The sequence below is a fragment of the Campylobacter sp. CFSAN093249 genome, from assembly GCF_011067895.1.
Classification (GTDB): domain Bacteria; phylum Campylobacterota; class Campylobacteria; order Campylobacterales; family Campylobacteraceae; genus Campylobacter_D; species Campylobacter_D jejuni.
The window spans coordinates 1-11723 of record NZ_JAAMWM010000013.1 but is presented as its reverse complement, the minus strand read 5'-3'; the positions used below and the strand labels follow the sequence as shown (position 1 = coordinate 11723).

The window sequence follows — 11723 nt, the reverse complement described above, 5'->3', positions numbered from 1 at the left end:
AGTAGGTATTTGTCATTATAGGTGTTTAACATAGTGTTTAATTCATCAATAACATTTTCATAAAGAAAAGTATTATACTTGTATCTTTTAAATTGATATCTAGATTATCTTTACCTAAGATAAGTTCAAATTTACTAGACTTGATTTCTTTTAAACTTTCTTTTAAAAGAATATTACTTAAAGCCTCAATGTTTTTGTTAAAGAGTTCTTTTTGAGTAGGGGTGAAGGTCATCATAAGCCCCATCCATCATCTACTACTAAGGTTTGCCCTGTGATAAATCTACTCTCATCACTAAGTAAAAACACCAAAGTTCCACATATATCATCAGCATCTAACATACCCTTGCTTGCACAACATTTTCTATAAGCTTTTAAAAAAAGTTCATTTTGATTATCCAAAATTCCTCCACTTGCTAGGGTATTAACGCGTATGTTTTGATTAAAAAGCTCTTTAGCTAGCCAAGAGCTCATGTGATTAATCCCTGCTTTTATCACACTGTATTCTAAAGAGCTTTGCATGGAAGTGCCTTCATAATTTTCAAATTTTGGCGCATAAACTCCCATGATGGAGCTAAGATTGATGATATTACCATAGCCTTGTTGTTTAAAAAATTTCACAAATTCTTGAGCGGCTAGCATAAAGCCTGCTAAATGTAAATTTAAACTTTCGCAAATTTGTTCGTATTTGAGTTCATAATAAGGCGTTTTACCCCAATCTTTGCCAAAAGGATAGCTTGAGTTAACAAAAGCATCGATTTTGCTGTATCTTTCTTGACTTTTTTGAAGGGCGGTTTGTAAACTTTCTTGTTTAGTGATATCAAGTTCTAAGCTTAAAAGTTTTGTTTTAAAATTTGTTTCTAAATTTTCTTGCAATTTATTTAAGCATTCTTTGTTGATATCTGCGAGTATAGGGATACCTTTGCTAAGAAGTATTTTTTGACAAAGCGCTTTACCTATACGCCCACAAGCTCCTGCTACAAAGATGATTTTATTTTCAAGCATTAAAAATCCTTTGGCGATAAATTTTTTAAAGAGATTAAAAACTCTACGATTTTAAAATCAAGCTCGCTATCAATATCAAAAGCTGTGCTTTCATCCATTACAAAAAGCCCTGTGTTTTTGCCAAAAACACTATCATTTTCTAAAAGATAATCCCTTTTAAAGATATAAATACTAGCGTTCATATCATAGCATTTTGGGGCACTTTGGCGAGTGGTAAAATTTCCTTCTTTGGATTTTACTACCTTGTTATTTTGTATTTCTACGAGGTTAAAATAAGGATTGCGTCTAGCAGGAACTGCGGTGATGAGATTGGAATTATCATTTTCAACAAAACTTTCATAAGCTTTTTTTATATCAAGGCTTGAGCGAAGCGGGGCTGAAGCATCTAAGTCTATGAGAGTTTCAAAACACGTTTTAAAATGCTCTTCACTTCTTAGCAAGGCATCACGCATGACAGGAAGTTTTGCAGTCCGATCATTGGCAAGATGAGCTTCTCTTTTGAAAAAAACTTCAGCGCCATATTTTTGGGCTACACTTGCGATTTCATCACTATCAGTACTTATGACTATGTGTTTAAAAAGCTTTGAATTTTGAGCTTGTATGATGCTATAAGCTATCATTTCAAGTTCGTTAATCTTTCTAATATTTTTGTTTTTAACGCCTTTGCTACCACCCCTAGCACAAATAGTACATAAAATTTCAGCCATTTTTTTTCCTTACTTCATCACAAATTTCAAGCACTTTTAAAGCCTGCTTAAGATCGCAAAGTTCTTTGTCTTTTTCAAAGACTGCATGATGTAAATTTTGAAGGGTTTTTATCGTATCATTTTCAAAATTTAAGATTTTTTGACTTTGATTTTTGTGATAAATTTCGATGTTATTGTTTATCAAATCGGCTTTAAAGCTTTTTTCTAAAGTATGGATGATAATTTCTCTTTTGTTAAATTTAGAAAAATAGTCTAGTTCTATATGAATTTTAGCTTCTTGTGAATTTTTTAAAGCCAAAAAGGCAAAATCATCGCTTGTTATGTCAAGCTCTGAAATTTTAGCATTTTGGGAGTATATAAGCTCTAAGTCTTTAAAAAGAAAAAAGGCTAGATCGATTTCATGAGAGAGATCGAGTAAAACCCCACCACCTAGCTCTTTTTTAGCGCTGTAATTTTGCCTGTAGTCTAAAGCTCTCCAATGGGGCAAATAAGAATTACAAATCAAACTAGCAAAATAAATTTTTTCACCTTTTAAAAGCCTTTTTAAAGCGACAATCACAGGATGAAAACGCAGTAAATATGCTACATAAATGTGATTTTTTGAACTTGTGAAATTTTGGCTTTTTTTAAATAAAGGTTTTTCTACGAGTATGGTTTTATCTTTTACAAGCTCATCTAAAGTTTTTAAGGTATTAAAATGCTCTGTGGTGATATTTGCGATGATAAAAAGATCAAATTCGTTTAAATCACATTCTTTCAAAGAGCGATAAATTGGAGTGTTTTTAAATTCTTCTTTTTTAGCACTTAAAGAAAGCAAACTTACTTCATGATTTAAATTTTTTAAGGCTAAAAAATGCTTTTTTCCTATGCTTCCAAAGCCTATGATTAAGACTTTCATTTAAAATCCTCATTGGCTTTTAAAAACTCATCTGGCCTTCCAATGTCGATCCAATAATCATTGATGATATAGGTATTTACCTTACCTTTTTGTAGAGCGAGTTTGATGAGTTCTGGCATATCTAGGTATTCATTTTTAGCAATTAAATTTAAAATTTCATTTTCAAGTACATAAATCCCCGCACTTACTAGGAATTTTTGTGTAGGTTTTTCTTCTATATTTTCTATAAAACCTTGTTTTTGAGTGATCACTCCATAAGGAATTTGTTGCTCAAACTCACGCACGCAAACGCTCATTAAAGCTTTTGATTTTTTATGCGCTTTTAAAAGATCATTAAAATCAAGCTCGGTTAAAATGTCTGCATTCATAACGATAAAACTTTCTTTAAATTCTTGTTTTATAAGGCTTAAAGCCCCTGCTGTACCTAGTTTTTTACGCTCTTTAATATAAGAAATTTTAACCCCAAATTTTTGCCCTTTTTGAAAATAATCTTCTATGATTTGTTTTTTATAATTCACACAAAAGATAAAATTTTCAAAATTTTGATTTTTAAGTCTTTGGACTATGCTTTCTAAAATAGGTTTTTTGCCTACTTTTAACATAGGTTTTGGAGTATCTTTAGTCAGCTCTTTTAAGCGAGAGCCTAAGCCTCCAGCCATGATGATAATGGAGTTTGGATTGGCTTTTAAAAGTGATGAGATAGATTTTATAGAAAGAATTTGCCCTTTTTCATTTAAAACAGGAAAGTCGTAAATATCGGTTTTAGCAGAAATTTTTAAAAGCTGTTCTTTGCTTGTGTTTTCTTTTATGGTGATGGGATTTTTAGTGTAAATATCTTTGATACTATCTTTTAAAGTTTTGCCACTAATTAAAGCTTTTCTGATGTTTGAATCGCTAATGACTCCTAAAAATTTATCCTTTTTATCAACTATAATGCCTAATCTAACGCGTTCTTGCCCGACTATTTTTAAAGCTTCTTTTATGCTAGAATCAGGGGTGAGTTTGAGTTTGTTTATATCCACACTAAGCCTTATAAATCGATGAAATTTTTATGTAAAATTGTATCTAAATTTGCATTTTTTAGGCAAGTTTTTATGAATTTATTAGGATTTTTATCATTATCATAAGGGTTTTTAAAATTTTTTAAATTTTGTTTAAATTCTTTGCTTTCTAATTTTTCAAAAGCTTGATCAAGATCATTAATTTCACAATCAATGATATTTTGAGTTCTTAAACGCCCTTTTTGTCTATCGCCTATATTAATGCAAGGAGTTTTAAAAAAAGGACTTTCACTAATACCACTTGAAGAATTGCCTATCATGGTTTTGGCTATTTTCATAAGACTTAGGTATTTTTGTGAGCCAAGATTATCAAAAAGTTTAGCCTTGTGTGAGTTTTTTTGGCAGTAATTTTGCAAAATTTCATTGATTAAAAGTCCATTTTCATCGGCATTTGCTTTGGTAAAAATCAAACTTGCGTTTTTAAGGGTGTCAAGTTTTTTAAGTAAGGTTTTAATCTCTTTTTGAGTATTTTTTACATTTAAGGTTAAAGGATGATAAGTGATTAAGTAAAGTTCTTTATCTAGTTTCATTTCTAAGGCTTTTTCTAAATCTTTTTTGTTTAAAAAATTCATATTTTTTATGATAGTAGAAGCTAAAGAACCTATATTAAAAACCCTTTTTTCTTCTTCTCCAAGTTGCAAAAGCCTTTTTTTATAAATTTCATGACTTACAAAATGTAAATGCGACATTTTTGAAATGCTGTGTCTTATACTATCATCAATAGCCCCTAAAGTAAGCTCCCCGCCACATAAATGCACTAAAGGTATGTGCATCAAAAGACATACACTTGCTACGCTAAGCATTTCATAACGATCGCCTAAAATTACCACCATATCAGGTTTTAAGTCTTCAAAAGCATCGCTAAAAGCACTAAAAGCTAAACTCATGCTTTTGCAAAGGCTTATTTTATCATCATTTGCAAGTAGGATAGGAATTTTCTTAGTGATTTTAAATTCTTTTTCTATTTCTTTATAAGTGAGTCCAAACTCAGGGCTTAAATGTGCTCCTGTAGCAATGATTTGAAGGCTTAGATCTTTATCGTTTTGAATTTCATGACATAAATTTCTTAAAAGATACCATTCAGCCCTTGTTGCACTGACTATACAAATTTTTCTTTTACTCACGGATAAGCTCATCTTCTTTGTAGTTTTTAGTAGCAATTTTACCTAAAAACTCTTCATATCTCATAGCACTTATACCATTTGCGGGGCGTTTGGTAGTAAGATTTTCTTCGCTAAAAATTTCTCCTTTTTGGATATCTTTTTTAGCGACTAAACTTTTTCTTACTATGTTGATATTTTTTTGTTCGCTTTTACTTGCTTTTTTTATGCCATCACCCATTGCCTTTTGTATTTGTCTTATTTGGGTGCAAAGCATTTTTAGTTCTTGAGGTTCTAAACTTGCTTTATGATCAGGCCCTGACATATTTTTGTCTAGAGTAAAATGCTTTTCTATTACACAAGCTCCCAAGGCAACTGCAGCTAGAGAAATGTGTATGCCTTGAGTGTGATCAGAATAACCCACATCAAGCTTAAAAGCGTCTTTTAAGCTTTGCATGGCTTTAAGATTGACTTCATCAAAAGGGGCAGGGTATTCTGTAGTACAGTGTAAAAGAGTGATATTTTGGCGTTTAGCGCCATTTTTACAAAGCACATTTAAAGCTTCTTCTACCTCGCCTAAATTTGCCATACCTGTTGAAAGTATGATTTTTTTATTAAGCTTTGCAATTTTTTTAAGATAGGGTAGATTGGTGATTTCTCCGCTTGGAATTTTAAAGATTTTTAAGCCTAACTCATTTAAAAGATCTACACTTTCAAGATCAAAAGGAGTAGAAAGAAAGGCAATATTGCATTTTTTTGCGTGTAAGATAAGCTCTTTATGAGCTTTAAGATCGAGTTCGAGTTTTTGTACCATTTGAAGCTGACTCTCATCACTAGCCGTGGTTTTAAGCTGATAGGGTGCTTTTTTAGCCTTTGTGCTGATACAGTTTTTGGCTTTAAAACTTTGAAATTTAACAAAATCAGCCCCTGAATCTGCTGCGATTTCTATTAACTTTTTAGCTAAATTTAAATCACCATTGTGATTGACTCCTGCTTCTGCAATGATGAGGGTTTTTTTCATGTTTGTTGCCTAAATTTAGTGTGCTTTATAGTGTTTAAAAGCAAGAGTCGTTCCAAATTATTTTAAAGGATTTTTTAATTTAAATTCTCCAAAATCATTTTTATAAAATAAATCCATATTGTAATGTTTTTCTACTATTTTCCAAAATGTAGTTTTGCTAATACCTATGAAATTACAAAAATCTTCAACGCATCTATTGTCAAGCTTATGATCTCTTTTTTGCACAAGTTCAATAGCTTCTTTTCTGCTTAAAAGTCCATAACGCACGAAACGAGCTGCGTAATCACTCGCACAAGCATGACCAAATTTAGGGTATTTCATCCAAGCATGTAGGATATAGCCTATACTATCAACTTGATCAAAATTTTCTGCACACATTGTTCTATACCATTCGCCTTCTAGATCAGTAAAACCACGACTTTTAGCAAAAATATAATTGCTATAAGAATTCCATTTTATAAAATAACTTAGATAAATAGGATTAAGTTTGTTGATATCATTTGCATTGGGATTAAAAAAGAGTTGTAGATTTTCTTCTTTGATTTCATCATCTATAAATTCATTTATATTTAAATCACTAGCTACGCCATTTAAAAATATTTCTTTGGCGCTAGGAGTTTCTTTGGCATCACTACCTCCATATTCATAACTAACATTTTCTCCATAAACCAATAAAGGTGTATTAAATTTTAAAGCCATAGCAAAAGGATAGCTGTAAATCAGTCTATCAATAAACCAAGTGGGTTTTCCATATTTTTCAAAGGTTTTTAGCATAACTTTTTTTTGAGTTTTGATATTAGGTTTTAAGCTAATGATATGACAACCAAAAGTTTCACTTAAATTTTTAAGATTTTTCTTACCTGCTTCAGTCATGGTGAAATTATCTTCAACGCTAAAAAGAATAGGATTCATTCCAAGTTTTTCTTTCATGATATGCACTTGAAAATGCGAATCTTTACCTCCACTTACGGCAATAGCGCAATCATATTCAAATTTTCCATTCATTCTGCGGTATTTATCGCATAAGGCTTCAAGCTCTTTAAATCTTGCTTTATAATCAATATTTTCTTTATTTTTATGATTGATGCAAGCTGAACAGATATTTTTACCTTCTTTATCTTTTGTAAAATTAATACCAGGTCTAGTATTTGGCATCACGCAGTGATCACAATAAATCATTCCCCACCCCTTCAATTTAATAAAAATATTAGATTGTATAAAATATTAAATTAATATTTGCTTATTTTATAAAATATCACTTATGTTTGTTTTATTTTTCTACCTAAAATTCCTTTTTATAAGGCCTTTTTAAAGATTTTTGGATGGTAAAAATTTTCATCATCTTCTTTTAAATTTTTACAAATTTTATTACAAAGTTCTATGCCTATAGTGTCGATAATATTTAACAAATTTCTTTTTTCATAAAGCAAATCATAAACTGTTTGACATTCTTTGAAATTATAATCGTATTTTTCTATAATTTTAAAAAATGATGAAATTTCATTGAACAAAAGCAAATTTGCTAAAGCTCCTCGATTGCCTTTACTGCAAATGATATGAAATCCTAATTTTTTAAGATCTTTCAATGGGGTAAATCGTTCTAAATTAGAACCACAAAGTTTTATTAATTTGATATAAATAGTATTGAAAAAATGTATAAAATCGCAGTTTAAATCATCCATACTCAAAGAACTTGAATTCGAAAAACTATATTATTATCTCTAAGAATTTGCATGATTTCTTTTTTTAAATTTAAATCTTCATTTAAGCTTTCTATAGTCAAGCTATTTTTAAGATCTTCTATATGTTGGTAAATGTTTATTTTTCCGGCGTTAAAATTAGAAAAATCTATTTTTCTTTGTAGAAGTTTTATTTGTTTTTCAAATTCGTATATATTGAGCTTGCTTTTATTATAAACACCTATTTCATGGCCTAACAAATAAAATAAAGCACTTATTTGCTTACCCATTAAACCAAAGTCTATGATATTAATTTCTTTCATTGTTTTTTCCTTGTTTTAATTATATTTTTATGAAAAATAAGTTGATTGGATGTGTAGTTTTGCTAATAATACTATCTGCGCTTACTATGCAGTTATCTTCTAAGTTTACGCAAGGCAACAGGCTAACTCTAGTAGCTAAAAAACAATTTTTTCCTATGCTTGAATTTCCATTAAGTGTAGCATAAGGGCTTAAAATACTTCCTTCTCCTACCTTACAATCATGAGCTATGCTTGAATAAATATTACAAAGCACAAAATCTCCTATATTTGAATTAGCATTAATGGTTACAAAAGGACACACTATAACCCCTTGTCCTATTTTAGCTTCTTTTGAAACAAAAGATTGAGGATGTATAAAAGTGATAAAATTACATGATTTTTTTGAAAGTTTTACAAGGATTTTTTTTCTTAAATTGATTTGTCCTACACCTAAAGCAAAAGATGCTTTTTGAATCAACTTTTTATCGAAGTTATCTTCATTGCCTAGATATTTTAAGTCAAAAAAAATATTTTCTTGTATATCAATATAGCCTATAATTTCGTAATTTGCATCTTTTAAATAAGAATAAAGCTCTCTAGCAAAGCCACCCGCTCCTATGATGATGACATTTTTCACGCACTTCTCCTAAAAGAAGAAGTAAAAAAATCAAATCCCCCCCCCCGCTACTCTCATATTTTTTCTTATTAAAATTTTTTTAATGCTTTGAATTAAATTTTGCAACGCATCATTCCTTTTTATTTGCTATTCTAACGCTACTAGGTAAATTAACCAAACGTTTTTCTAAATTTTTAGTGTTTATAAGCTCATTGCTTTGACAGTTTTGAAAAGCTTTTAAACTCGGTAAGCTTTTCCATATAGGACGGACGAAAATATTATTTTTCAAGCATTCTTCTAAAAAGATATTTCTTAAATTTTCATCTTTAAAAAGCAAGGTATTGAGCCAAAAATTGCTTTTTTCATTGCTTTTTTCATCGATAAATTTACATTTATCGTGATTTTTAAAAAAATCCTTGTAAATTTTAGCAAGTTCTCTTTTGTTTTCTAAAAAAAGTTCTAAATTTTCAAGTCCTGCAAGCAAGATTGCTGCGTTTATATTGCAAAGACGGTAATTATAAGCTATCCTATCATGATCGTATTCGTAAGGATGGGGGATTTTAGCTGTGGTGCTAAGGTGTCTTGCAAGTTTAGCTAAATTTTCATCATCGCTTAATATCGCCCCACCGCATCCACCTGTGATGATTTTATTGCCATTAAAACTTAAAATTCCACACTTTCCAAAAGTGCCTAAGGCCTTGTTTTCATAGGTGCTTCCTAAGGCTTCTGCGGCATCTTCAATTAAAAGGATGTGGTATTTTTCACAAAGCTCTTTGATGGCTTTTATATGAGCGCTTAAACCAAAGGTGTGCATAATAACACAAGCTTTGATGGGTTTGTGTGTGGTTTTGTTATAGCTAAGATTATCTTTTTGATAAGTTTGATTTTCTAAAAAATGCTCTAAAGCCTTAGGACTTAAACTTAGAGTGTTTTCATCTATATCTAAAAAAACGGGTTTTGCACCTGTATAAGCGATAGCATTGGCCGTAGCGACAAAGCTTATGCTTTGAGTGATGACTTCGCAGTTTTCATCGATGCCATTAGCTAGTAAAGCGATATGAAGAGCTGCTGTGCCTGTATTTGTAGCGATGACAAAGCGTGCTTTGGTTTTTTCTTTTAAAGCTTCTTCAAAACGCGTTACAAATTCTCCTACGCTTGAAACAAAACCGTTATCGATACATTCTAAGAGATATTTTTTCTCATTGCCTATAAAGCAAGGCTCATGTAAGGCGATATTTTCTTGATTAAAAAGACTTTTTATAAAAGAAATTTCTTTTTCAAACATTATAAAGCTCACTTTTATAATTTTCTAAATTTTCTTTAAAATACTCTATGCTTTGTCTCAAGCCTTCTTCTAGACTTATTTTGCTTTGCCAATTTGTAGCTTTTTTAAGCTTGTTTGCATCGCAACAAAGTCTAAAAACTTCGCTATTTTTAGGACGCAATCTTTGTTCATCTTGGATGATTTTTACTTTAGAATCTAAAATTTTTTGTATGAGATCAAGTACTTCTTGCATGGAGTATTCCACTCCTGAGCCTATATTATAAACTTCTCCAAAATGTTTTAAATTTAAAAGAGAGATAAAACCCTCGCAAGTATCTAGCACAAAATTTAAATCCCTTTTAGGGCTTAAATCTCCTAGTTTGATTTCCTTTGCTCCACTTAAAATTTGTGTGATGATGGTAGGTATGATAGCCCTTGCGCTTTGTCTTGGTCCATAGGTGTTAAAAGGGCGTGCAATATTGACATTTAAATTAAAAGAATTATAATAACTCAGCGCCATCATATCTGCAGCGATTTTGCTTGCAGAATAAGGGCTTTGAGGTTGTAAAGGGTGTTTTTCATCGATAGGTACATAAAAGGCTGTGCCATAAACTTCGCTTGTTGAGGTGTGGATAAAATGTGAAATCTCGTTTTTTTTAGCTGCTTCGAGCATATTTAAAGTGCCATTGACATTGGTATCCACATAGCTTTGTGGGGCTGTGTAGGAGTAGGGGATAGCGATTAAAGCGCCAAGATGAAAGATCGCATCTATATTTTTGGTGATTTTTTCGCAAAAAAAACTGTCTCTTAAATCTCCACTTATAACCTCCATGTCTTTTAAAAAAGAACTTTTTTCTAAATGTCCCCAAAAATTAAAAGAATTATACTGACTTAAAGCTCTGACTTTAAAACCTTTTTTGACCAAACTTTCACAAAGATGAGAACCTATAAAACCATCAGCACCTGTAACTAAAATATTTCTCACCTTCTCACCCTTTCCATCCATTTATCTAATTTTCTTTCTTTAAGTTTTTCTTCTAAAGGAAGTATATTTTTAATCAAAGCATTTTCTTGTGCTTTAATATGTCCATAAACTAATTCCATAAATTCTAAATGTTCTTTTATCCAAAGAATACTTTTATTAAAAGCATCTTCTTTGGTTTTAGGATTTAAGACATAAATTCTAGCAAGATTAAGTTCAAATTGAGTACGCAGAGGTTGTAAAATTTCATATAAATCTTGCATTTGTTTAATATCTTCAAGTTTATTTTTAAATTCATCTATTTTTTCAATAGCTAAATTGATATCCTCTTCTTTTTCATTTAAACTCAAATATATACTTTGTATATTTTCAAAATCATTGCTGAGTATTTTACTAAAATCTCTACAATGTTTAATACTTTGATAAACTTTATAATAAGCCTTAAGTAAAAACTCATTTTGTTTATTTAAACTTAAAGGTTCTAATTTTTCAAAAGGTTTATTTAAATCTTTATCAAGTAAATTCTCACAAGCCCATAAAAAAGGTTTTTCTATGGTTCCTTCTATCCTTGCTCCACCTTCGGTGCAGTTGTAGGTGGTGATGTGATACTTAATAATCATTGCTTCTAGGATTTGTTTAAAAAATATCCAAAATTCATGAGTTTTAATTTCTTTTTTCCCACCATAAGCCTCGGTTAAAATATGTTCATACATTTGACTTTCATAATTAGCTGAATTTTGATAATCATCAGGATGAGAATTGCCATTTTCAGCATAAGCTAAATCCTGTCCTATAAAAATGATGTTTTTATGATTGAGTAGAACCGAAAGAAAATATGACATATGTGCAACGCTAGGTGTATTGTATAAAAAATCAAAATATTTAAGCTTTATATAGATTGGAAAATATAAATATCTTGGTATGATAAGATATTTTCTATTTCTACCCTTTAAATACTCAATCGCCTTTGGATGAACAACACCAGCACAAATAAACATAATATCCTTATCAAATTCCCCAAAATCATGATTAAAAAACTCAGCAGTAATTTCAGTTCTTTCTAGCATACAAACATAATCAGGCTTTATACC

Annotated in this window: 13 protein-coding genes and 1 pseudogene; all 14 read right to left on the bottom strand. The window is 30.4% G+C overall.

Features of this window, described 5'->3' with window-relative positions:
• Positions 1 to 232 (bottom strand): annotated as a pseudogene (locus tag FBF10_RS08440) (DUF115 domain-containing protein); the annotation flags it as partial.
• Positions 232 to 1002, bottom strand: coding sequence for a flagellin modification protein PtmA (gene ptmA / locus FBF10_RS08435; protein WP_002889147.1), 771 nt, complete (start codon positions 1000 to 1002; stop codon positions 232 to 234). The gene ptmA and the pseudogene FBF10_RS08440, both read right to left, overlap by 1 nt.
• The gene (legF, locus tag FBF10_RS08430) at positions 1002 to 1709 is read right to left on the bottom strand and encodes a CMP-N,N'-diacetyllegionaminic acid synthase (RefSeq protein ID WP_002789698.1); all 708 of its coding nucleotides are present in this window, start codon (positions 1707 to 1709) and stop codon (positions 1002 to 1004) included. The genes ptmA and legF overlap by 1 nt, the downstream gene beginning before the upstream one ends.
• Positions 1702 to 2607 carry an L-glutamine-D-fructose-6-phosphate isomerase subunit gene (gene ptmF / locus FBF10_RS08425; protein WP_002808599.1) on the bottom strand — a complete coding sequence of 302 codons (906 nt, stop codon included), beginning with the start codon at positions 2605 to 2607 and terminating at the stop codon, positions 1702 to 1704. Before ptmF ends, legF begins: the two co-directional genes overlap by 8 nt.
• Positions 2604 to 3629, bottom strand: coding sequence for a nucleotidyltransferase family protein (locus FBF10_RS08420; protein ID WP_002889152.1), 1026 nt, complete (start codon positions 3627 to 3629; stop codon positions 2604 to 2606). The genes ptmF and FBF10_RS08420 overlap by 4 nt, the downstream gene beginning before the upstream one ends.
• A gap of 8 nt (positions 3630 to 3637) precedes the next feature.
• Positions 3638 to 4792, bottom strand: a complete 1155-nt coding sequence (gene legG / locus FBF10_RS08415; protein WP_002889154.1) for a GDP-N,N'-diacetylbacillosamine 2-epimerase (hydrolyzing) — start codon at positions 4790 to 4792, stop codon at positions 3638 to 3640.
• Positions 4785 to 5789: a N,N'-diacetyllegionaminate synthase gene (gene legI / locus FBF10_RS08410; RefSeq protein WP_002867655.1), complete on the bottom strand. Its 1005-nt coding sequence runs from the start codon at positions 5787 to 5789 to the stop codon at positions 4785 to 4787. The genes legG and legI overlap by 8 nt, the downstream gene beginning before the upstream one ends.
• 57 nt (positions 5790 to 5846) lie before the next feature.
• The gene (locus FBF10_RS08405; protein ID WP_002889161.1) at positions 5847 to 6968 is read right to left on the bottom strand and encodes an N-acetyl sugar amidotransferase; all 1122 of its coding nucleotides are present in this window, start codon (positions 6966 to 6968) and stop codon (positions 5847 to 5849) included.
• 116 nt (positions 6969 to 7084) lie between these two features.
• Positions 7085 to 7471: a hypothetical protein gene (locus FBF10_RS08665; protein WP_002788890.1), complete on the bottom strand. Its 387-nt coding sequence runs from the start codon at positions 7469 to 7471 to the stop codon at positions 7085 to 7087.
• A 2-nt stretch (positions 7472 to 7473) separates the two neighbouring features.
• Positions 7474 to 7791 carry a 3-hydroxyacyl-CoA dehydrogenase NAD-binding domain-containing protein gene (locus FBF10_RS08660; RefSeq protein WP_002788892.1) on the bottom strand — a complete coding sequence of 106 codons (318 nt, stop codon included), beginning with the start codon at positions 7789 to 7791 and terminating at the stop codon, positions 7474 to 7476.
• Between the two features lie 19 nt (positions 7792 to 7810).
• Positions 7811 to 8407, bottom strand: coding sequence for a transferase (locus FBF10_RS08395; protein ID WP_002788894.1), 597 nt, complete (start codon positions 8405 to 8407; stop codon positions 7811 to 7813).
• A 109-nt stretch (positions 8408 to 8516) separates the two neighbouring features.
• Complete coding sequence (legC, locus tag FBF10_RS08390) at positions 8517 to 9671, bottom strand: aminotransferase LegC (protein ID WP_002788898.1); 1155 nt, start codon at positions 9669 to 9671, stop codon at positions 8517 to 8519.
• Complete coding sequence (legB, locus tag FBF10_RS08385; RefSeq protein WP_002885828.1) at positions 9664 to 10635, bottom strand: 4,6-dehydratase LegB; 972 nt, start codon at positions 10633 to 10635, stop codon at positions 9664 to 9666. Before legB ends, legC begins: the two co-directional genes overlap by 8 nt.
• Positions 10632 to 11723 (bottom strand): 6-hydroxymethylpterin diphosphokinase MptE-like protein (locus tag FBF10_RS08380; protein WP_165433913.1); only part of this gene is annotated, 1092 nt, incomplete at its 5' end. The genes legB and FBF10_RS08380, both read right to left, overlap by 4 nt.

Coding starts and splice junctions, on each gene's coding strand:
- ptmA (WP_002889147.1), bottom strand. CDS start 1,002: ATGCTTGAAAATAAAATCATCTTTGTAGCAGGAGCTTGTGGGCGTATA.
- legF (WP_002789698.1), bottom strand. CDS start 1,709: ATGGCTGAAATTTTATGTACTATTTGTGCTAGGGGTGGTAGCAAAGGC.
- ptmF (WP_002808599.1), bottom strand. CDS start 2,607: ATGAAAGTCTTAATCATAGGCTTTGGAAGCATAGGAAAAAAGCATTTT.
- legI (WP_002867655.1), bottom strand. CDS start 5,789: ATGAAAAAAACCCTCATCATTGCAGAAGCAGGAGTCAATCACAATGGT.
- FBF10_RS08405 (WP_002889161.1), bottom strand. CDS start 6,968: ATGATTTATTGTGATCACTGCGTGATGCCAAATACTAGACCTGGTATT.
- FBF10_RS08665 (WP_002788890.1), bottom strand. CDS start 7,471: ATGGATGATTTAAACTGCGATTTTATACATTTTTTCAATACTATTTAT.
- FBF10_RS08660 (WP_002788892.1), bottom strand. CDS start 7,791: ATGAAAGAAATTAATATCATAGACTTTGGTTTAATGGGTAAGCAAATA.
- legC (WP_002788898.1), bottom strand. CDS start 9,671: ATGTTTGAAAAAGAAATTTCTTTTATAAAAAGTCTTTTTAATCAAGAA.